A 21,832-nucleotide genomic window follows, 5' to 3' on the forward strand; every position below is an offset into this window, starting at 1 on the left:
CGCTACGCGGTGGGAGTCGACAACATCACCTGGGAATGCGACTACGACCGGAACGCCGCGGAACAGTTGTTACGACGCCGGATCGAAGCGATGAAAGCCGCGCGCGAGTTATCTCGAGGGGTAGCGGCGCGCACCCGGATTGATGTCGCGTGCGAACTCAACCCGGCTGCACGACCTCGATCGAAGTCGTTGAGCCGCATCGAAGTCGCCCGCGACTTCATTTCGACGGATGTAGGCCCACTCGCTCCCTGCGGTGCGACGAACGAAGTCCGGCAACCCCACTCGCTCCCTGAGGTGCGACGAACGAAGTCCGGCAACCCCACTCGCTCCCTGAGGTGCGACGAACGAAGTCCGGCAACCCCACTCGCTCCCTGAGGTGCGACGAGCGATAGCGAGGAGCCACGAAGGGCCGGCGACCGTACCTCACCAGGTCTTCGTGGCTCGTCGCTCACGCTCCTCGCACCTCAGACATCAGGAGTGGTATCCCCAAGTGCATCGGACTATTCCGACGTGGCCGCCTTGTACGCCCCATGAAACGTCATCGGCACGTGATGCCGGAGCGTGGCGATGGCGACCGGGCCCGCGCTCGGGCGTTCGGCGTTCAACACGATCAACCGGGATCGCTTGTCCGACGGCCGGTGTTCGAGGCTGAGCAACCAGCCGCGACCCTCACCCGGGTTCTCGGGATCCTCGGCGAACAGGGGCTCGCACACGGTGTTGCCCGGCGTGGTGTAGCGATCCTGCGCTCCGGTCGTCGTGTCGACGGTCGTGATCGAATCGGGGTCGCCCCCGCGTACGGAGGCCTCCGCCAAGTACGCGTAGCGGTGTGCGGTGGTCACGAGCCGCGGATCCACCTGCGGGAACTCGCATCCGAGCTCGTTTAGTGGATCACGCACAACGGCTTCGGTGTTGCGGTTGATCCGCAGCCTGGTGAGGGTTCCGCCGAATGCGGGTCCGGCCTTGTCGCGGAAGTTGCACAGGTAGTTGTTCCACTGCGCCCATCCGCCGGTCGCGTCGTGGGCGACGATGTCGACGACGGTCTCGGGTCCGGCTTCGTAGGCATTCGCCACATGGAAGTGGAACAGCGAATCCGTCTCGATGCGTGTGGCTTTCCCACCGTCCCGCGGTACGAGGACGATGGTCGTGCCCAACTCCGGTTTGTACGAGAGCGCCTCACCGAACGGGCGCATCCCCAATGCGACCGGGATGGGCCGGCTGACGACCAGCGGTCCGAGGACGAAGACCAGGTGACGTTCGGTGAGCGCGAAGTCGTGCACGAAACCGAGCTTGGGGATCGGCACCGTGCCGACGTTGTGCAGGCGTTTGGACTTGTCGAGCCGGTAGCAGCGGATCATCGGCCGCGGGAAGAAGTCGAGTCCGAAGTTGAAGACGTCACCGGTGTTCGGGTCGACCTTGGGGTGTGCGGAGAACGCACCGATGCGCTTGAGCGCGCCGTCGAAGGATTCGCTGCCGTACGTCTCGAGCGTCTCGGCGTCGAGGCGGTGCGGTCGTCCGCCTTCCCACAGCGTGTAGAGCACGTCGTCGTGGACCAGAACGCTGGTGTTGGAGAGATTCTCGGGAAACTTCAGCGCGTTGGCAAGCGGTCCGCCGACGCGTTGGGTGTTGAACCCTTTCGGCGGGAGCTGAGTCTCGTTGGCACGCTTGAAGCTACGCGTGCGGACATAACGATTGCGGTAGTGGATGCGGTCGGGCGAGATGTCGAAACGGGACACCATGCCGTCGCCGTCGAAGATGTGGGTCATCGGATGTCCACCGATCTCGAAGCGACCGGGTCCGATGCGGAAGAGGACGCCACGCAGGGAGGACGGGATCTGACCCTCGATGTCGTCGATCTCGTAGTCGAACTCTTCGTGCTGAGAATCCCACGGGGATTCTCCACCGGTCTCACGTGAAGGCGCCCGGGTCGGGACTGATACAGACATGGCTGAAGAGTCTCACGCTTGAGACAAATCCCGCAAGGGTGTTTCACATGGGGTGATCTAGGATGGCGGAATGTCGAGCGGCGAAGACCTCACGAGTGCGGCGCGCGCGGTCGCGCGTCGTGTCGGTGTCGGTGCGCTCACGCTGGCCGCGGTCGCCAAGGAGGCCGGCATCAGCCGGGCCACCATCTATCGCCGGTACGCATCCCGCGATCAGTTGATCTCGGCCATCGTCTCCTCCGAGTTGGATGCACTCGAGCGGGTCATGTTGAGCCGCCTGCGGTTTGCCGACGACCCGCGGGGCACGATCTACATGCTCGTCCGCGAGGTCCTCGACTACAACGCCGGCAACGAACTGGTGCAGGCCGCGCTCCGGTACGACGCGGCGTCGCTGACACCTTGGTTGATCCGGCGCGAGGGACATCCGACGCTGATCGACATCGTCACCGACCGTGCGCTCGCCTTCATCACCGAGTCACCGATCGCGCGGCACCTGTCCCCCGGCCCCGAGGCCGCCGTCGAGTTCATGGTCAGCGCTGTGTGCGCCGAACTCCTGTCCCCCGCTCGGTTTCTCACCCACGCCGACATCGCCAACCGCATCACCGACGCCATCTACCGGCCGCAGCCCGAGACCGCCTGAGTCCAGACCGCCTACGCCGAGGTCCGCTGTCGCGCTGGTCGACGGGTCGGCTATGCGCTTGCGTGGGCGTCTACGCGCGTGCCGTCCCAAGGTAGGCCTCCTCGATCCGCTCGATGTCGGTCGACAGCACAGCGGCCGAATCTTCCAGCCCCACTTCGCCGTGGACGAGTACGACGGCCCGGTCAGCGATCTCGAGGGCCAGCCGCACGTGCTGCTCGACCAGGACGACGGCAGTGCGGTCGGCGTCGGCGACCTGACGCAGGACAGGCAGGATCGTTTCGACGACGATGGGCGCCAGACCCATGCTCAGTTCGTCGATGAGCAGCACCTTCGGGTTCTGTAGGAGTGCACGCGCGATGGCGAGCATCTGCTGCTCACCGCCGGAGAGGTCGCCGGCCGAGACCGTCAGGCGTTTGGTCAGCGACGGGAAGTGGCCGAGCACGTTGTCGACGGCCTCAGCACGCGCCCGTCCCCGCAGACGTGTTGCCAGGTGCAGATTCTGTCGGGTGGTCAGGCGGCGGAACAGCGCCCGGTCGTCGGGCACGAGGACAAGTCCGGCACGGACCGCCGCACGCGCGTCGCCCGGACGCACCGACTGTCCGGCGACGGTGACCTCACCACCGAGACGCGGCAGCAATCCTGCCAGGGTCGTCAGCAGAGTTGTCTTCCCGGCACCGTTCGGTCCCAGCAGGGCGACGATCTCACCCGCGTCCACGGACAGCTCGAGGCCGTGAACACACGGGTTCCCTCGGCTGTATCCGGCGTCGAGGCCGTGGCATTCCAGTACCGTCACGACATCTCCTTCACTGCATGGGGTTCGGCTGCCTTCGCCGACGACGGGGTGCCCAGATAGGCCCCGACAACGGCGGGTGACGTCCGGATCTCGTCGGGTGTGCCGTCGGCGATCACCTCGCCGAGGTCGAGCACGATCACCCGGTCACACAGGCTGAGGACGAGGTCCATGTCGTGATCGACCAGAACCATCGAGACCCCATGTGCGCGTGCAGCTCTCAGTCGATCGCCCAGCCAGCGGCTCTCGGTGCTGTCGAGTCCCGCCGCCGGTTCGTCGAGAAGCGCGACTCTGGGTTGGCCGGCCAGGACCCGGGCAACCGCGACCAGCTGCCGCTGACCCTGGGACAGGTCGGCGGCCGGAACGTCTCTCAGATGGGCGATCTCGAGCATCCGCAGGACGTCGCGCACGTTGTCCGAGGTGTCACCGGGTGCGCGTCGTGCCGCGATCGCCAGGTTCTCCGCGACGGACAACTCGCCGTAAAGCTCGATGTCCTGGAATGTGCGGCCGAGGCCGGCACGGCTGCGGCGGTGCGGGGCCAGTCCGTCGATCGCCGATCTCTCGAGTGCGACGGATCCCTCGGCTGAAGCGAAGCCGCTGATCGCGTCGATCAGGGTGGTCTTGCCCGCCCCGTTGGGGCCGATCAGGCCGACGATCTCCCCGGCGCGGACGTCGAAGCCGACGTCGCGGACGGCGGTGACCGCGCCGAAGCGAACGGTGACATCACGGACGGAGAGGACCACCGAACCGCTCGGCGGCGTCGGTGCGTCGGCGACGGGTGTCGTGGACGACTCCGCAGGTTGTTCGGCCGGCGGTGCGCTGCGTCGACCCGGGTACGGCAACGTGTGCAGGTAACCGACCAGGCCGTCGGGACTGGTGACGACGGTGAGGACCAGCAGGATGCCGCTGACGAGCATGTAGTAGTCGCCGAAGGACGCGTATTTGTCGACGGCGAAGTACATCACGCCACCGGGTGCGATCACGCCGGCCAGGATCGCACCGGAAATGGAGGTGACGCCGGCGACGTAGGTGACCGCGAAGAGGCCGATGCCGGCGAAGACCGCATACGTGCCCGCCGTGGCAAGCGTTTGCTGATACGCCAGCAGCGCACCGCCGAGGCCGGCGAGGAAGGAGGCGATGGCAAAGGCGATGAGCTTGGTGACGCCGACGTTGATTCCGGCTGCGGCCGCCGACCGTTCGTTGGCACGGACCGCCAGCATCGCCGCGCCCAACCCACTACGACGCAGCGCCGCGACACCGTAGGCGACGACCGTCAGGACGACGAGGCACAGGATGCCGAACGCGAGACGCGGATAGCCCTCGCCCGCACCGATGCCGAGATCGATGCCGAAGATCGACGGTGCATCCACCGGTGCCCCTTGCAGACCGCCGTTGAGCGACGGGTTGCGGAACCAGAACGCCTCGCAGAAGACGGCGAGCGCGAGGGTCGCGACCATCAGCGGCAAGCCCCGCACACGGAGGGCAGGCAGACCGACGATGACGCCGATGACGGTCGCAGCGCAGGCGGCGAGAAGTGGTGCAATCGGGAAGGGCAGGTTCAGGTCCTCGGTCAGCCTGCTCAGCGCGTACGCTCCCACGCCCGCCAGGGTCAGCTGAGCCAGCGACACCTGCCCCGCGTACCCGGTGACCACGACCTGGGAGAGCGCGATGATCCCGTAGATCATCGTGGCGATCACCGCGAGGCGGAGAGAGCCGGACGTGGTGAGCAGGGCGATGACGGCGACGACGACGCCGATGATCCCGGGGACCAGCAGATGTTGGGGACGAGGTGAGCGGCCGAGGTCCTGGCGGATGACCGCGCCTCGTCCGGGCAGCGGTTGCCCGCGAACGAGGAGGAATCCGATGATCAGGATCAGCGGAACCGCTTCGGCGACACCGGCGTCGGGCATCCAGTCCCACGTGGTCTGCAGTTTGGTGGCCTCGGATTGGAGCATGCCGATGACGAGTCCGGCGCCGACCGTCACCGAGATGGCGGTGAAGTTGCCGACCAACGCCGCGGCCAGTGCCGGCACGATGAACATCGTGTAGGCGACCGGGTTGAGAGGCACGATCGGGGCGATGAGTACGCCGCCCAGGCCTGCGGTCGCCGAGGACAATGCCCAGTTGGCGATGGCGATACGGTCAGGGGAGAGACCTGTGACGAGTGCACCCTTCTCGGATTCGGCGGCCGCCTCTGTAGCGACGCCGAATCGGGTGTAGCGCAACACGAGTCCGGCGCAGATGGCGAGCCCGACGATGACGACGGCGAGTAGTAGCCGGTCGGTGGGTACCGTGCTGGAGCCGATCTTGAAGGTCTCGACCTTGAAGATGGGGCCGACGCTGGGGGTGTCCTCCCCCACGCGCAGCGCGATGAGCGCCTGGATGACGAGCATCAGCCCGATGGCCGCGACCGCCTTGGCCAGCGCCGGTGCCGTCCGCATGGGCCGGAAGACGAGCAGGTAGAGGATGACGCCGAGGATCGCCGCGATCACGACGGAAATCAGCAGGGCAACAGCGACTCCCGCGTCCGATCCGAGTGAGATGGTCGTCGGGAATCCGGGTATGGGGTTGAGGAGTTCACCTTGACGCAGGAAAGCGTAGGTGTAGGCGGCATACAGAGCCACGGCACCGGTGGCGAAGTTCACCACGCCGGAGCTCTTGAAGGTCATCACCAGGGCGAGGCCGAGTGCGGCGAAGACGGCCCCGTTGCCGAGGCCGAGAACCAGGAACGCGAGATGGTCAGTCATGGAACTCCTCGATCGGGGCCACGCCGGAACGTGGCCCCGATCTGGTCGGAATCAGTTGTTGGTGACGACGGTGTTCTCGAGCTTGGCGTCCGCGGTCACGTCGCTGACCAGGATCGCCTTGCTGCACAGGGACGTCAGCGGCGGGAAGGCCTTGCCGTCGCAGGTGAACGTGATACCCGGCGCGGCGGGCAGCGGGACGTCCTTGGCCTCCGACAGCGCCTTCTTGAAGGCCTGAGCGTCGACGGTGCCCTCCAGGCCCTTCAGCTCACCCAGTGCGGCGACGACCTGGTAGCCGATGTAGGCCAGACCGGCGGGATCGGTGTCGGGGGCGTACTGCGCCATGACACTGCGGTACAGGGTGACGCTCGGGTCGTCGGAGCTGAGGTTGACGGTGGTGAACGCCTTGGACCCGGACACGGCCTCGTTGCCGACGGCGTCGAGGACCGGCTTGTCGAGGCAGCTGGCGATCAGGTACTTCTTGGCGTCCGGTGCAACGGTCTGCAGGGTTTTGAGCACCGAGATGCACTGGCGGGTGTCGCCGAGGACGGTGACCGCGTCGGGATTGTCGGCGAGGCCGGCGGTGATCTGCGGGGTCAGGTCGGCGGCTCCCACCGGGATGGTGACGACGTTCAGCTCGACGTTGGCCTGCTTGAACATCGGCTCGCCGAGGGCCTTGACCGATGCTGCTGCGTCGCCGGAGTCGCCGATGATGAGGGTGACCTTCTTGAGGCCGTCCTTGGCAGCGGTGGCGGCCTGGCCGGCGAGCACCGCGACGATGCCGCCGGAGAGCATGAACGAGCCGGGTGTGGCCATCTCGGCCTGCGAGACCGGAGCCTGAGCGACGTAGGGGATCCCGGCGCCGGCGACGATCGGCAGCATCACGGCACCCTGAGCACCAAGCGGCGACACGACGACCGAAACCTTCTCCTCGATCATCTGGTTGGCGCACTTGGTCGCCGAGGCGGGCTCCTCCTGCTGCTTGCACACCACGAGGTCGATCTTGTGCCCGCCGATTCCGCCACCGTTGTTGTTGAGGTACTCGACGGCCGCTTCGCCACCTTCGCGCACCATCGGCGTCGTCACCGCACCGCCTTCGGGCGTGATGAAGCCGATCTTGATCGGGTCGCCGGTTGCCGCGTTGCTGGGCAGCGAGCTGGTCTCCCCGGCGCTCGAACTCTCGGAACTGTCGTCGGCGCAGGCCGTGATGGCGCCGAGAGTCAGGACGCTCGCGCAGCCGAGGACGGCGGTCGTACGTGCGACGCGTTTGAGTGCAACTGGTGATTTCAACTGCGAACCCTTCGATAGGAGTTGACGCCCGCCTGATGATGTTGCGCGAGCAGGAGGTGAACTGTGGTCGGCGTCGTGGTGACTGTAAACCCGGATGATGTCGGGTATGAGTGCTTTCGGGAAAGTGCGGTGGGCTTCAGTTCTAGTGCAGCACAGTGTTTTACAGATGCGCGCGTACGACAAACACGACAACTGACGCCACCCCTGTCGACCGGGTGGCCGGTGCCGGCACACGTCATTCCGTCCGAGTGGCGTCACCTGATTCCCGCGAGGCTGCCACCCCGCCCCCGCTAGCCGAGCGACACGATCACCGCCGCCCTAGCCCTGCCGGCCGAGTGGCAGCAACCGGGATCACCACCGCCGCTCCACCCTGCCGGCCGAGTGGCAGCAATCGCGATCACCACCGCCGCCCCACCCCGCTGGCCGAGTAGCGTCGACCGAGCGCAGCGAGGACGCCGCGTATCGAGGTCACCGTGTCCCACATCACACTGGACTTCAAGGCAAAAGTTAGACCACCATCCAGAAATCGGTGGCCGAATGTAAGAATTGGTCCCTAGGGCGCCACCCGGCCGCTCGACGACCCGACGGAGGCACACCGATGACCGAGGTTGCGCACGTCGGACGTCGTGAACGGAACAAGCAGCAGACGCGCGATCGGCTGCTTTCCGCCGCTCGTGAACTTCTCGCGACGCGAGGCACCGATGCGACCGTCGAGGAGATCGCGGAACGCGCCGAGGTCTCCCGGGCAACCTTCTTCAACTACTTCCCCAGCAAGGACGACCTCGTCAGTGCGCTGTACGCCGAACTCATGGGCGTCTTCGGGCGGGTCGTCGACTCGATGCTGCGACGGCCGGTCAGCACCCACGACCGGGTGGTCGGAGTCTTCATCGACTTCGCCCAGTCGTCGATGGCCGATCCCGACTACATGCGTGTTGTGACCGGGGAGATCGAGCGACTGGCGACGGCGTCGGAGGGACTGAGCGAGCGCAGCCACCTGTTCACCGCGCAGGTGCGGCGCCTGTTGGAGCCCGGCCTGGAACAAGGCGATCTGCGCACCGATCATCCGGTGGAGTTCCTGGCCCAGATGGTGGCGGCGATCTACCTGTCGACGATGCGTTACTGGCGGATCGACCCCGACCTCGACATCACCGAAACCTTTGAACGCGCAGGGCGATACGCGGCCGAATCGATCGTTCCGCGCTGAGGGTCACCCGTCGCCCGGTCGCGGCACCTCGGTTTCCCAGCGCACACGACGCTCGTCGTCGGTCTGCTCCCACCAAGGAGTGCCACGCTCCCCCAAGGCGACTTTCGCAGCCTGGACGCCCGCACGGGATTCCGGTGCACCCTTCGTGCGTTTCACATCCCGTCGCCACGCCATCAGGATCGACTGGAGTTCGGACCGTCGTTCGTCCGGGATGAGCGGATCCGTCGCACGCCACTTGCGGCCGTTGATCACCACGTAGTGGCCGTCGGGCGTGTGCTGGGGGTTGGTCATGGTTCCACGGTGCCACGAACATGAGTTTCTGCGGCGTAGGCATTGTCTCCGGCCGGCAACAGCTATACCCTGTAGCTGTGGCTACAGCCTATAGCTCAGCGCGCAGGACCGATCGTCGGCAGTCGACGATCGATTAGGCACTCGGCCACGCTCGCAACATCATCGACGAGCAGGGTGTGGGAGCAGTCTCCATCTCCGAGATCGCCCGACGCATGCAGATGCGCCCCCCGTCGCTCTACAAGTACTTCCCGTCGCTGAATGCCCTGTACGACAGGCTGTTCGAGATGGGAAATGTCGAGCTGAGTCGGTACGTCGATGACGCACGACTCAGCCGTGAGCCCGGGTTGGATCAACTGCTCGAACAGTCACGGGCGATCATCCGCTGGTCGATGACCGAACCGGGCCTGGCGGCGCTGTTGTTCTGGCGACCGGTTCCCGGTTTCGAGCCGAGCGAGGCGGCGTTCGCTCCGGCGCGGGCGATCGTCGATCAGGCTCGTGAGGATCTGGCGACTGCTGTCGCACGCGGTGAATTGAGCCCCGGTGCCGATTCCGAGGATGCCCTGCGCCTCCTCACGTCGGTCGTCTCGGGCATCGGTTCGCAACAGATGTCGAATGAGCCGGGAGCGACCTACGAAACCGGTTCGTACACAGGACTACTCGATGACGCCCTGCAGATGTGGGTGCGTCACTATTCGCCCTGAGCGAGCCTCGGGGCACTCAGGAAGGACCATCATGCGTCAGGATCTCACCAGCGACTCGGTGTCGCGCCACATCGACGCGAGCCCCGAAGAGTTGTACGACATCGTCTCCGACGTCACGCGCACACCCGAGTTGTCCTCGGAGATAGCGGATGTGAGGTGGCTCGACGGGGCGACCAGTCCCGCCGTCGGAGCGCGATTCCGGGCCCGCAACAGCGCCGGCCGCGGACCGGACTGGTTCAACAAACCCGTTATCACGGTCGCAGATCGTGGGCGTGTGTTCGCCTTCGAACGGACGGAGTGGATCGGCGGGATCCTGCGGTGGGGCTACCAGTTCGAGCCCGACGCCACCGGCACGACCGTCACTGAATCGTACGAAGTGACCAAGCCGCTCAATGCCTTCGGGTGGTTCCTGATCGGCACACTCTACGGACTCAAAGACCGCAAGACCGATCTGCGACAGGGTATGACGGAGACCCTCGAGCGGCTGGCGGTGATGGTCCGGCAACCGGCCTGAGGCCTGTTCAGGCCGGGTCGGCGAACGTCCCCGCATGCACCGTGGCGTCGTCATCGAGTGGCCGTCGGAGAGACCACCGTTCGGTGAGGGTGCTGGCAGCCATCCTCCACTCGTCGTCCTCGACGACGTACTCGTCGTCGTACTCCCCCGTCATAACCGTCTCGGTGCGGTCGATCAGATTCACCTGTCGGAACTTCAGGGTCCAGCGCCCGGTCGCCGTGGTCTCCGACGTCAGGGTTATGTCGGGATGGAAGCCGTGGTGCATGTCGAAGATGACGTACTGTCCGTCGACCTTGTGGAGAGCGACCTGCTCGAAAATCTTCGCCATCGGCTCCGCATCGTCGAAGGTGCCCAGCGGGCCGTAGTCGACGCGTGCTCCCTGGGTAATGAAACACCTGCGAAAGCCGTTGACGTCCTTGGCATCGCACGCGCGCCAGTAGCGGTGCTTGAGTTGCTTGATGGATTCGATGCGGACAAGGTTGTCGAGGCGGTCAGTGCGGTCGGGCTTCATGTTGTCACCATAGGGTCCCGTCTGTTCCGGTGGGCGATTCCGACGCAGCGGACTGAGGACAATGGGTTCATGTATGGCGCTTGGCCGGAGCATTAATCCGGCTCTTCCTGATTCAGAGTGCGTCGAGGTGTTGTGCGAGGCCGCCGGAGTGGATGAGTGACCGCAAGATGTAGTGGTTGAGGTTGCGGAAGCCCAACGCGATCCCGCGGAGGTGTTCCAGGCGGCCGTTGATCGCTTCGACGGGTCCGTTGGAGGCGCCGGTGTCGAAGTAGGCCAAGATCTCGGCACGCCGCGCCCATAATGATCGGCCGAGTTGGGCCAACTCTGCCAGCCCGGACGGAACGCCGGTATGAATCCGTTTGAGCAGCTTGTACATCGCGATCTTGCCGTCACGCTTGTTCTCCTGGCCGTAGGCGTTGATCAGCTCTTGGTAGATCGTGTAGGTGACCGAGACGGCCACGTGCTCCTCGTGAGCCTCCAACCCGCTACGTAGCCGGGCCTTCTGCTTGTCTGTCAGCAACGCGATCCGGGTCAGCAGTGGTCGGCGGATACCGTAGAGCGGATCACCCGTGCGGCCGCGGTGCCCACACGTATCGTGTTGCACGCGTTGACGACACACTGTGAGCTTCTCGGCGGCCAGATGGACCACGTGGAACGGGTCCATCACCGCCCGCGCCTTATCCAATGCCTCGGCGGTCGCGGTGCGATACCCGGTGAATCCGTCCATGGTGACCACCCGGATCCGGTCCCGAAAGGAGTCATCGCGGGCATCGAGCCAGTCCTTCAACGCCGCTTTGGACCGGCCGCCCACCATATCCAGCAAGCGCGCCGACCCGGTCCCATCCACAATCGGTGTGAGGTCGACCAGCACGGTCACGAAACTCGAATCACCATTGCCGCGAACATGTTTCCACTTGTGCTCATCAACACCGAGAACCCTGACACCGTCGAGTCGGCCAGGCGCCGAAGCCACCGTACGCGCCGCCTGCAACGCGAGGGCATTCACGGTGTTCCAGCCCAACCCGACCGACGCGGCGACCGCAGAGACGCTCATCTTGTCCAGAATCATCCGCCGAAGAATCCACGCGATCGTGCGGCGCGTCACCGCCGCGCGCGGCGCGACGATCGCCGAGATGTCGGCGCGAAAGATGCCCTGACCACACGCGCCGTTCTCGCAGGCGTAGCGCGGCACCCTCAGATGCAACCGGGTCGGATGGCCCACGATCGGTAGATCTGCCACCTCACGATCGACATGATCACGCAACCGACCCGCCCGCTCGCACCTCGGGCAGCTACTCTTCGGGGCCAAGACCTCGCAGAACAGGTGTGTGCGATCCTCGCCGTCGAGAGCGGCATCGGTGATCGTCACCCCGAGTTCGATCGTGCGGCAAATCGTGTCGGCAATGGCGCTACGCTGCAACGAGGGTCCTGTCGGTGTGAGTGATGAGGTGTAGGGGCTTTCATCTTCACACCACAGGACCCGCCCGCATCCCCGGCTCGCCGCCGCCGAACCCGACCTACATCTTGTGCCCGGTAGAACCCGTTCTACGCACCGTCAATCAGGAAGAGCCATTAATCCTCGCCGTCAGAGATCTCTGACTGAAGTTCGCGTAGATTTGTGCCATGCGCGTCCCGTGCGGCATTGGTGATGTCTGTGTTCGGAATGACGAAGAAGCGAACCCAACCTTCGCGATACACCCGGTGGATTGTTGATGACTCCAGGTGTAGGTCGGTTCCTGAGATGGTCAAATCGAACAAGTCGCTACCGATTTCTACCTTGGAAGGCGTGAGCGAAACACTCCAACTGTAGCCAAGGTCGGCACGAACTGATGTGTCGTCAATGACCTGAACATCTCCAAGATAGAAGTAATTGTCGAGAGCCTTCCAGTTTGGTGTGTCAGGCAACTCAAGATAGATGACGGTCGACTCTGAGTACGTCTCAAAGAAATAGATCAGTGCGGTCCTGGAAAGCTCACATAATTCTCTGTTCACCCGTTCGATCCTGTTCTCAGAATGGCCTTGCTGATACCCGGAGCCACTCGCTGGGGATCCTCATGTCGGGGCGGAAGACAATCTGATTTCCACCTCCGAGCAGCACGCCGCCAGCGTACACGTCTTGCGGTGCGACAAATCCCTCGAAGTACCGGACACCGGCGGGTACTTCGATCGTCGTCACGGCCGTGGCTTTATTGCCCCACAAGGGATTCAGGGCACTGTCGATCCGCGCTTGAATCGGTCCGAGTGGTTCAACTCGTGTCCAGAACTTCCCGAATGGCCCTTCTCCCGCGGTTCCAACTCGATACAAGGTCATCGGTTCGGTCGTCACTTTCTCGGTGTAGATCGCCCCACGGAAGGAGTCACGCGTCTGTTCGGGTAGTGGGCCAGGATTGAGGGGTCCGTACGTGTCGACGATCTCGTCACCGGAACAGGGCATCAGCCCAAACGGATCGCAGGTTATAGCGGGGTTGGTTGGGTAAGTGTGCGGATTCGGTGCCGGCGCCAGACCGAGCGGGTCGGGACTCAGGTAGCGCCCGGTGTCCGGGTGGTAGTAGCGATGCCGGTTGTAGTGCAGCCCAGTCTCGAGATCGAGGTACTGGCCTGGGTAAGACCAAGGGGTCGATACGCCCGTCCATGCGGTTTCGCCGTAGAGGGTCCGGACTGATCGGCCGGCGATCTCCCCGCTGCCCGGGTCAACCAGCGCGGTCGGCGAGGCGATCTGGTCGGTGACGATCGCGAAGAACTCACGATCAATCTCGGACTGTGTCCATCGGCGCGCCGAGGGTGGCACAGCAGCAGTGTCGTTGCCGAGGTTGAGACTGAACTCACGGTCCTGGTCTGCTCCTTCGGAGGAGTCGACGTCGGTGAGGCCAATCGGCTCAGAAGTAGTTGTCTGCGCCAGCGGTGCGTACGCGGCCGGCGAGTAGGCCCAGGTTGTGGCCTGCAACCACTGATCGTCGTCGGGCATGGGGTCGGTCTGCTCGACGAGGTGCTCCCCGTGCCAATGGAAGCGCGTGGTTTCACCAGTCGACTGATCGGTCTTCGACAGTCGCCGTCCCACGTGGTCGTAGGTGTAGGTCCACACCGTCCCGTCCGACGTGGTCACCGACCGCAGATGATCGTGGGCATCCCAGGCGTAGTGCCACACATCTGGTTTGCGTGACAGTCGGCGACGACTCATCGAGATGACGCGACCCGCAGCGTCGTAGCGGTAGGACGTGCGACCGTCGTCCACGAGGAGAGTGCCGGAGTAACGGCGGCGGCCCTTCGTGCCCTTCGAGGCTCGGCTGGCGCCTCGCACCTCAGCCTGGATCCGTGGAGGGGTGTGGGGTGTCGGTGATATAAAAATGCCCTCTGAGCTGGGATGATTGGTGGTGTTGAGACACTAAACATCCCAGCTCAGAAGGCACTTTCAGTGAAAGTATCACACAGCTTCTCGGCCACGTCGGCACTCTTTGACGATGACAATCTGGTGTCGCATGCCGGGTTGGTGCCGGTGATGGAATTGGCTCACTCGACCGGGGTGGCCGCATTGCTGGCCGAACGGGTCGATCTGGGCACCACCCGGGTCGCTTCCGCCGGAGCCAACCTGGAAGCGAAACTGCTGACCGTGATCGCCGGGTTATGTTGCGGCGCTGACAGTATCGACGACCTCGACATCGTCCGGGCCGGTGGGCACACCCGCCTGTTCGACCGCGTATACGCCCCGGCCACGATCGGACAAACCCTGCGGGAGTTCACCCCCGGGCACACCCGACAACTCAACGCCGTGATGACGCGCTCGCTGCCGGCGATGTGTGCCCGGGCAGGATTGTTACCCACCGACGGTGCCCGCGTGTTCCTCGATATCGATTCCCTGCTGCGCCCGGTCTATGGCTACCAGAAGACCGGCGCCTCCTACGGACACGCCAAGATCGCCGGACGTGAACTGCTGCGTCGGGGCCTCTCACCGCTGATCGCCACCCTCAGTGCACCCGAGCACCCACCGGTGATCGCCAACGCCTGGCTGCGCGCCGGGCGCGCCGCCTCCGGCGCCGGAGCAGCAACGATGCTCGCCGAAACCATCGCCACCGCCCGCCGCGCCGGAGCCGCCGGTGAGATCACCGTGCGCGCGGATGCCGCCTACGGGTCGGCCGAGGTGATGGCTACCTGCCAACGCCTGGGCGCCACGTTCTCGCTGGTCCTGCGGACCAACACCGCGATCACCCGCGCAATCACCGCCATCGGCGACGACGCCTGGACACCGGTGTCCTATCCCGGGGCGGTCACCGACCCCGACACCGGCGAGTTGATCTCTGATGCCGAAGTCGCCGAAACCACCTACACGGTCAAACCACTCTCACCGCACCCGATCACCGCCCGACTCATCGTGCGGCGAGTCAAAGCCCATCACCCCGCCGACACCGACACCCTGATGCCGGCCTGGCGGTATCACTCGTTTTTCACCAACACCACCGACGACACCGTTACCGCCGACATCAACCACCGCGGCCACGCCGTCATCGAGACCGTGTTCGCCGACCTCATCGACGGACCGCTGGCGCATCTTCCCTCCGGCGTTTTCGGCGCCAACGCCGCCTGGCTGGCCCTGACCGCCATCAGCCACAACCTCATGCGCACCCTCGCCGCGCTCAGCGCGGCCCCCAGACTACGAGCCGCGCGCGGAGCGACGCTGCGCCGCACGCTCATCGCCGTGCCCGCCCGACTGGCCCGACCAGCACGAACACCCATCCTGCACCTGCCCCGACACTGGCCATCCCAACACGCATTCACCACCCTGTGGGCCGCGGTGAACACCACCTGACCCAACACCCCAACACGCCCACCCACGACCAGGAAACCCAGTGAAAAAGCTGACGCAAGATCAGCGAATACCCGACGCCCACAACACGATCAACCACTCACGCACACCCCACCACCACTCACCCACACCCCTCCACGGATCCAGGCTCAGGGAGCAGCGGGTCGGTAGCGCCACGCACCTCCGGGCTACTGCTGCTCACCCCTGTGGATACGTAGTCGGTGATGTTGCCCGTGGCGGCGTACGAGAACTGTTCGGTCCCGGCAGGACTGGCGGCCTCGACGACCCGCCCGAGCACGTCGACCCGATAGTCAGTCCGACCGGCAGCCAGTGTCGACGTCGACGCGGTGAGAATCCCGTCGGAACGGTAGCTGTACTCCGCGGCCGCGACCGTTCGGTCGGGCCGCCTCTCCCCCACGCCCGCTGCACCAAGTCCGAGGTTCAGCGCCGCCGGGCGCTCAGCAACAGCGATGACGGAACGTCCGGTGAGACGTCCCACCGGATCCCACGTCGAATCGATCGCTGCGCCTTCGAAGCGCCGCCGCTGTTCCCGTCCGGTCGGGCTGGTGGTGATGTCGCAGGAGCGTCCCGCAGTGGACAGGAAGCCGAGGACACCCCGCGGGTCGTAGCCGTACCGCGTGCTTACGCCGGTCGGCGACGTCAGCGACGCCAGTCGTCCGGCGCCGGTCCAGGCGGACTCGATGATCCAGTCGCTCCGACCGTCGTGAACACCGGTGAGCTGAGGTAAACCCGCGGCCGTGTAACTCGTGTGCCAGCGTCCGAAGACACCGGTTGCTGCGTCCAGTCGCCCCGCCGCATCGAAGCTGTATTCCGTTGTCTCCCCGTCGAGGTCAGCATTGACCGGATCAGCAGTCAGGTCGCCGATCAGTCGTCCGGCAGCGTCGTAGGTGAAGAACACCGTCTGCCCGGCAGCGTTCGTGCGTGACGCCAGCCGACCCTCGTCGTCGTAGGTGTAGCTCGTTGTTGCGTTGTTGAAGTCGGTCTCCGACGCCAGCGTGCCGTCGGCGTTGTAGGTGTAGGTCCACACCAGGTCGTCGGGGTTGGTGACCGCCACCAGCCGACGTGTGGCGTCGTAGCTGAACTCGGTGCGCGACCCGTCGGCGTCGATACGTGCGACCGGCAGGTCGTAATGCCCGTACTCCCAACGGGTCACCGCACCGACAGGATCGGTGTACGCGATGCAGTTGCCTTCGCCGTCGTACTCCCACCGCGACTGGCCGCCATCCGGTGCCGTGACACTCGTCCGGTTGCCCATCGCGTCGTAGGTCACCACGGTCTGTGCGCCCTCGGCATCGACGACCTCGGTCGGACGCCCCAATCCGTCGTAGCTGATTCGTGTGGTGTTACCGAGCGTGTCTGAGATCGTGACCGGGAGGCCGGCAGCGTTGTTGCGGTATCGCACGACGACGCCGTCAGGATCAGTGTGCGACTTCAGCGCCCCGTGCTCGTCGTACGTGTAGCTGGTCTCCGCACCGGCATTGTCGACGACGCTGGTCGGCGAACCGTCCTCGTCGTAGCCGATTCGCGTCGTGATGCCGCCCGGTTCGACGACCCGTTCCGGACGACCGGGCCCCGCGTAGACGACGTCGGTGACCTTCCCGTCCGGTGCCGTGACCTGCTCGACGTCGCCGAAGGCGTTGTAGTGCAGCATCGTACGCGCACCGCCTGGGCTGGTGATCGACAGCGGCTGACGGTTGGCGTTGTAGTCGGTGGCGGTGATCCGCCCGGCGGGGTCGGACTCCTGACGCACCCGACCGTCAGGGTCAACGCCATAGACGGTCGTCGCGCCGACAGCATCGCGATACGTGGTGTACGACCCGTCCCCGTCGGGACGCAAGTGATACTCGAACCGCCCCGACCAGACCCCGTTCATCCCGGACTGGATGGTCACCCGACCGAGATCGTCGTAGGCGTTCCAGTACTCCATGCCCAGCGAGTCGCGCCACCAGGTCATGCGCGCAGCGTCGTCGTAACCGAAATACGTTGTGGCGCCCTCCGCATTCGTCGACGCCGCGAGGTTGCCCTGGTGGTAGTCGAAGGTGCAGAGTTGCTGATCGACGGGTAGGCCGTCCAGTCCCGCGGTGAGCCGGTAGCCGAGGAGCCGCGCGCCGTCGCACTGTACGTCGATCCGGTAGCCGGCCGAGTGTTCCACCGCCGTGGGCCGTCCGCGTTCGTCGAAGATGAACTCGATCCGGTTCTGGTGACGGTCCGTCATCGCCGACACCGCAATGCTCCCGGCACGCACATCGATCCCGCCGAGTTCGGGGATCGGGACGAAGAACCAGCTCAGGCGGTCGCGGATGTGGGTGACCTGATAGCCGCCGGTCGGGGTGGTCCGTAGCTCCCAGTCGGTCGCGTTGACACTGCGCGACACCGAATCGCCTTCGGGCTTGGGGAAGTTCGTCATCGTGCCGTCGGCGTCGACGATGGTGACGAGGTCGTCGCCGACGATCGCCCGCGCGTCGAAGGTCGACGGTGTGGTCGGGCCCATCCAGCGGCCCCATCGATACCTCGAGCGATGACGATGCGTTAGGTGCACCGGGAGTACGCCCGGCAACTCGACGTCGGTCAGCGGCAGGAAGTACTCCCCCGATGCAACGTTGACCGGTTCGCCGTTGCTGCGGCATTGGGTCGGCGCCTCGTTGCCCTCGCTGGTGTCCGCCCGGTCCGGCGCGTGGTCGTCGGTTCTGCCGGGGTTCGCCGGGTCGTGGGGTTCCCGGGTGTCGTGGTCGATATCGGGCGTGTCCGAATGAGGACCGTTCGGTTGGCCGGGATGGCGCGGTGACGAGTCGGGATCCGGCGTCGTAGGACGTGGGTTCGCGGTGGGTGATCGGTCCGGTGCGGCCGGTCGGTCCGGGAACAGCGCCGCCGGGATCGGCCGGTCGTCCGGGGTGATCCGTGTGGTCGCGGGAGTCCCCGGGTCGCGGTCGGGCGTGTGCCGGACAGCGGGTTCGGGCGCGTGGTGGAGGTTCGACGGTGCCGGTCGGGCACCGTCACGCGGAGGGACCGCCTCGGGTGTGGCCCGGGCGGGTGGGGTGCGGTCGGGAGTGGAATCGGGTGTACGCGGCGGTGCCGCAGGCGCATCAGGCCTGTTCGGTGTGGCCGGGTTGACTGGTGCGTTGGCCGGTTTCGACTGTCCGGCGTCGGGGGTGCTGTGTGGCGTCGGTCCCGTGTGAGGTCCGGTGACCGGCGCGACCGGGGTGGTCGGCGAATCGTTCGACGGGCTACGGGACGGGGTGTCGACTCCCGGGTGGGGACCAGTCGCCGGAGCGTCGGCGTGCGGCGCCACGGGCGTGGGTCTGGCCGACCCCGGTGCGTCGGAGTCGGTGCGCGGAGCCGCCGTCCCTGGGCGATCGTCGGCCGCCTTCGGCGGGTGCTGACCGGTGGGCTCGTCGGTGCGGGCCGGGCCGTGTCCGCGGCCGTCTCCATCGGACTTGGACGGAGTCGGTTCCGGTGTGCCGGTGACCGGGGCACCGTCGCGGTCGGTGGCACCGGTGTCGTCGGTCCGGACCGGGTTCGGCTGCGCGGCGTCGCCGTCCGGGTTGTTCGACGGCGGGTCGTGGCGGTCGACGCTGGGCGCATCGTTCTGGTCGATCGGGGCGTGTGGCGTCGTGGACGGCGAGCTGGTGTCAGCTGCGCCGAGCCCCGTCGGCGTGGTCGTCTCACCGCGGTCGGGTCCGGGCGGGTCGTCGTCTCCCAGGGGCCGAGAGTTCGGGGTGCCGTCGACCGGATCGGAGGACGTCGGGTCCGGTCCGTCTCCGCGGGGCGTCGTTTGCTCGGGTGTCGAGGTGGGTGCGGGTCCGTCGGTGTGGGTTCCGACCGGTGGAGAGCCGTCGAAGGCGCCGCCGACGGGTTGATCCGGTGATGTCGGTGGAGCGTCGGGACGTGCCGGTGGTGCGTCCGGTGTCGGGGTGGGCGACGAATCGACGGCCCCACCGGCCGGAGTCCCCTGATCTGGAACCGAGGGCGATGAAGGCACGTCGGGCTGGGCACTCGTCGTCGAGCCATCGACCTGCGGTACCGGCGGGCCGTCGTGCGTGATCGGCAGATCAGGTCCGTCACTGCCAAGAAGGTCGGATGACGGTGTGGCACTGTGACTTGCGGGCGTTATGTCGGGCGTGGACGGTTGCGGGGCGATCGGCGACGGTCCGGTCTCGCGCGACACCGGATCGATGCGCGGCGTCGGCGAGGACGGTGTCGGCGAATCCGGCGTCGGGAGATGCCGCGTGGTCTTGAGGCCCGCGGTGAGTGCCGCGGTCCCCTTCGGGCCGGGCGCGACCGTCATCAGGATGTTGCCGGTCAGGTTACCGAGGGCCTGCGACGGGTCACCCGACCATCCGGAGCCGATGAACCCGCGGACGAACTCATCGGGGTGTGCCACCTGATGCACGAGGCCGGCAACCATGCCCGCGGTGTTGCGCGCGTATTGGTGGGGGTTGGTGACGTTGTAGATGTTGGTCGGGTTCAGCATGTTGAGGGCTTTGACGACCTCGGTCACCGATCCGATCATGCCCGCTTCGAAATGGTTGAAGGCGGTGAAACCGCCTGTGCCGATGTCCTTCGCACTCATCTGCGCCTGCTCGAACGCGGAGGGCATCGGCGGTGCGAGGTTCGCTGCGCCGCTGAGTTCCGCCTTCGTGCCAGGCGCCGCTGAATTGCGGTGTTCCCGGCCGATTTTCAGTATTCGACGCGCCTCTTCCCGGTATCCCGGCCAGGGATCTGGTCCCGGGTGAACGGGCGGGGTGTCGCGGCGGTTGTTCTGGTAGTCGTCGAGTTCGGAGTTGTACTGTCTCCGCTTCTCGTCCCACTCGGCCTGCTTGCGCTTGCCTTCCTCCCACACACGGACCGCCTCGGCCGCCTTCTGCTGGGCGAACTCGACGACGCCGGCCCAGCTCGTCAGCGCGGCAGCGGCTTTCGACGCCGCCTCGGCCGCCGCGAACCATTTCGGCACCTGGCTTCCGATGGCGTCGCCGAAGCCCTGCGCACCATCCCCGGTCCAGTCGCCGGCCGAGATTCCGCGTAGCCCCTCCCCGGCGCTGGTGAAGTTGCCGGCGAAATCGGTGAATTTCCCGGCGAGTTCCCGGATACCCGCCGGGTCACCGAGGACCAATTCCTTGGGATTGTTGGTGCGCTCGAGCTCCAGCTCGTCGGGCATCGCACCCAGGGAGTTGGCGACGTCGTCGCCGAAGTCCTCGACAGTGGCCGCGATCTTGTCGAGGCCGACGGTGCGCAAGCCGCTGCCGAGGAGGTCGGTGGCGCCGTCGACCACTTCCCCGAGGAACTCTTTGCCGTCCTCGAGGAAGTCGAACATGCCCATTCAGGCTGCCTCGGTCATTGATTGCCGTTCGGTACGGCAGGATCGGGATCGGCTGGGGCGTCGGCGGTGAAGCCGTTCTCCTGGAATCCGCCGATCGTGTCGGTGACCGACGACACCGGGTTGACGGCGTGCTTCCCGATCGTCCCCATGTCGTCGAGGAACGTAGCTCCGGTGGCGCTGAAGAACTCCTTGTGGCGCTGCATCTCCTCGGGGGTCAGGGCCCACTGCGGATTCGTCACGGCGTTGCGGTTGTGGTCCCAGAGGTCACTCCAGGACATGTCCTTGCTCTGCTCGGCGGTCAGGTTGGGGTCGCCGATGAGGTCCATGGTCCAGTCCTTGAGCTGGTTGGCCGCCCACTCTTCCTCACGCTCATAGTGGCTGGCTCCCAGCCCCAGGCCCCGCGACACTTCAGCGGCACCGGTCACCAGGGCCCGCACGCCCCATTCCCAGCGATCGCAGTACTCTTCGAGCCCCGACTTCGGGTCGGCGTGACCGATGGTCTTGCCGTCGAGGTCGAGGTCCCCGTACCCGCGACCCAGGCCGGCGGAGTATCCGGAGCCGACGCCGGTCTGGCCGAGACCGTCGATCACCCCGTTGATTCCCGTGCTCGCCTTCTCCAGATCCGCCGGAGTGACGCCCAGGTTGTCGGTCATCGGACGATCTCACCTTCGTCGTCGTAGAAGCAGTGAGGTGTCAGTTCCTTGGTGGGCGGGAACGTCATCATCTCCGACGTCGCAGGGTCGACGACGAGGCCTGTCGGCTCGGGAGCTTTGTCGAGCACCTCGTCGATCAGTTGTTGGCCTGCGAGGTCGACGTAGGTGATCTCGGCCGGATCGCGGTCGGTGAGGTCGGCGAAGTCGCGCAGACGCTGTGGCGTCGTGAACGCGAGCATCCACGCAATGCCGCTCTGGGTCAGGGTGAAGAAGCGGCCGTGGACGTCGAGCGGCACCGCCAGGCGCGCCTCACGCAATGCGTCGTACAGCTTCGGCGGGTCGCCGAACCCGGACAGGTACGCGCGTACCTCCCCCGCATACGTGACAGTCATCGAATCCCCCGACATTCGTCTCCCCG

At 65.9% G+C, this 21,832-nt stretch carries 17 protein-coding genes; 5 read left to right on the top strand and 12 right to left on the bottom strand.

Features of this window, described 5'->3' with window-relative positions; genetic code table 11:
* Positions 1–500: 500 nt before the first annotated feature.
* Complete coding sequence (locus GKZ92_RS11280; RefSeq protein WP_035752469.1) at positions 501–1,943, bottom strand: carotenoid oxygenase family protein; 1,443 nt, start codon at positions 1,941–1,943, stop codon at positions 501–503.
* A gap of 70 nt (positions 1,944–2,013) precedes the next feature.
* On the opposite strand from GKZ92_RS11280, the gene GKZ92_RS11285 reads away from it, so the two are divergent.
* A complete protein-coding gene (locus GKZ92_RS11285) occupies positions 2,014–2,580 on the top strand; it encodes a TetR/AcrR family transcriptional regulator (RefSeq protein WP_035752472.1) in 567 nt (188 codons plus the stop codon).
* Positions 2,581–2,650: 70 nt separating this feature from the next.
* Here the strand turns inward: GKZ92_RS11285 and GKZ92_RS11290 are convergent, their stop codons facing one another.
* Genes GKZ92_RS11290 through GKZ92_RS11300 form a run of 3 tightly spaced genes read right to left on the bottom strand, consistent with a single transcriptional unit; the run spans position 2,651 to position 7,404 of the window.
* Positions 2,651–3,373 (bottom strand): ABC transporter ATP-binding protein, encoded by a 723-nt coding sequence (locus tag GKZ92_RS11290; RefSeq protein ID WP_035752475.1) that lies wholly within the window; start codon positions 3,371–3,373, stop codon positions 2,651–2,653.
* Complete coding sequence (locus tag GKZ92_RS11295) at positions 3,370–6,117, bottom strand: branched-chain amino acid ABC transporter permease/ATP-binding protein (protein ID WP_035752478.1); 2,748 nt, start codon at positions 6,115–6,117, stop codon at positions 3,370–3,372. The genes GKZ92_RS11290 and GKZ92_RS11295 overlap by 4 nt, the downstream gene beginning before the upstream one ends.
* Before the next feature lie 51 nt (positions 6,118–6,168).
* Positions 6,169–7,404, bottom strand: coding sequence for an ABC transporter substrate-binding protein (locus GKZ92_RS11300; RefSeq protein WP_155225269.1), 1,236 nt, complete (start codon positions 7,402–7,404; stop codon positions 6,169–6,171).
* Positions 7,405–8,002: 598 nt separating this feature from the next.
* Between GKZ92_RS11300 and GKZ92_RS11305 the strand changes: the two genes are divergently transcribed.
* Positions 8,003–8,608 (top strand): TetR/AcrR family transcriptional regulator, encoded by a 606-nt coding sequence (locus GKZ92_RS11305; RefSeq protein WP_006359088.1) that lies wholly within the window; start codon positions 8,003–8,005, stop codon positions 8,606–8,608.
* Positions 8,609–8,611: 3 nt separating this feature from the next.
* Here GKZ92_RS11305 and GKZ92_RS11310 read toward each other — a convergent pair whose 3' ends face one another.
* Positions 8,612–8,899: a hypothetical protein gene (locus GKZ92_RS11310; protein ID WP_006359087.1), complete on the bottom strand. Its 288-nt coding sequence runs from the start codon at positions 8,897–8,899 to the stop codon at positions 8,612–8,614.
* Between the two features lie 161 nt (positions 8,900–9,060).
* Between GKZ92_RS11310 and GKZ92_RS11315 the strand changes: the two genes are divergently transcribed.
* Both GKZ92_RS11315 and GKZ92_RS11320 read left to right on the top strand, forming a co-directional pair.
* Positions 9,061–9,600 carry a TetR/AcrR family transcriptional regulator gene (locus GKZ92_RS11315; protein ID WP_268902894.1) on the top strand — a complete coding sequence of 180 codons (540 nt, stop codon included), beginning with the start codon at positions 9,061–9,063 and terminating at the stop codon, positions 9,598–9,600.
* 31 nt (positions 9,601–9,631) lie between these two features.
* Positions 9,632–10,114, top strand: coding sequence for an SRPBCC family protein (locus tag GKZ92_RS11320; RefSeq protein WP_042377011.1), 483 nt, complete (start codon positions 9,632–9,634; stop codon positions 10,112–10,114).
* Positions 10,115–10,121: 7 nt separating this feature from the next.
* Here the strand turns inward: GKZ92_RS11320 and GKZ92_RS11325 are convergent, their stop codons facing one another.
* From GKZ92_RS11325 to GKZ92_RS11340, 4 genes are all read right to left on the bottom strand, one after another.
* Positions 10,122–10,625 carry a nuclear transport factor 2 family protein gene (locus GKZ92_RS11325; protein WP_006359084.1) on the bottom strand — a complete coding sequence of 168 codons (504 nt, stop codon included), beginning with the start codon at positions 10,623–10,625 and terminating at the stop codon, positions 10,122–10,124.
* A gap of 112 nt (positions 10,626–10,737) precedes the next feature.
* Positions 10,738–12,045, bottom strand: a complete 1,308-nt coding sequence (locus tag GKZ92_RS11330; RefSeq protein WP_155225270.1) for an ISL3 family transposase — start codon at positions 12,043–12,045, stop codon at positions 10,738–10,740.
* Positions 12,046–12,197: 152 nt separating this feature from the next.
* Positions 12,198–12,617, bottom strand: a complete 420-nt coding sequence (locus GKZ92_RS11335) for a hypothetical protein (RefSeq protein WP_006359083.1) — start codon at positions 12,615–12,617, stop codon at positions 12,198–12,200.
* Positions 12,618–12,633: 16 nt separating this feature from the next.
* Entirely contained in the window at positions 12,634–13,728 is a 1,095-nt protein-coding gene (locus tag GKZ92_RS11340) for an RHS repeat-associated core domain-containing protein (protein WP_230461940.1), read from the bottom strand.
* 309 nt (positions 13,729–14,037) lie between these two features.
* On the opposite strand from GKZ92_RS11340, the gene GKZ92_RS11345 reads away from it, so the two are divergent.
* The gene (locus GKZ92_RS11345; protein ID WP_006360329.1) at positions 14,038–15,426 is read left to right on the top strand and encodes an IS1380-like element ISGosp1 family transposase; all 1,389 of its coding nucleotides are present in this window, start codon (positions 14,038–14,040) and stop codon (positions 15,424–15,426) included.
* Positions 15,427–15,544: 118 nt separating this feature from the next.
* On the opposite strand, the gene GKZ92_RS11350 is transcribed toward GKZ92_RS11345, so the two are convergent.
* From GKZ92_RS11350 to GKZ92_RS11360, 3 genes are read right to left on the bottom strand one after another with little or no spacing between them, the layout of a single operon-like run.
* Positions 15,545–20,755: a putative T7SS-secreted protein gene (locus GKZ92_RS11350; protein ID WP_230461941.1), complete on the bottom strand. Its 5,211-nt coding sequence runs from the start codon at positions 20,753–20,755 to the stop codon at positions 15,545–15,547.
* Positions 20,756–20,775: 20 nt separating this feature from the next.
* Complete coding sequence (locus GKZ92_RS11355; protein WP_006359081.1) at positions 20,776–21,414, bottom strand: hypothetical protein; 639 nt, start codon at positions 21,412–21,414, stop codon at positions 20,776–20,778.
* Complete coding sequence (locus tag GKZ92_RS11360; RefSeq protein ID WP_006359080.1) at positions 21,411–21,806, bottom strand: SseB family protein; 396 nt, start codon at positions 21,804–21,806, stop codon at positions 21,411–21,413. Before GKZ92_RS11360 ends, GKZ92_RS11355 begins: the two co-directional genes overlap by 4 nt.
* Positions 21,807–21,832 lie beyond the last annotated feature (26 nt).

It is taken from the genome of Gordonia sp. 135, from assembly GCF_009720185.1.
Taxonomy (GTDB): Bacteria; Actinomycetota; Actinomycetes; order Mycobacteriales; family Mycobacteriaceae; genus Gordonia; species Gordonia alkanivorans.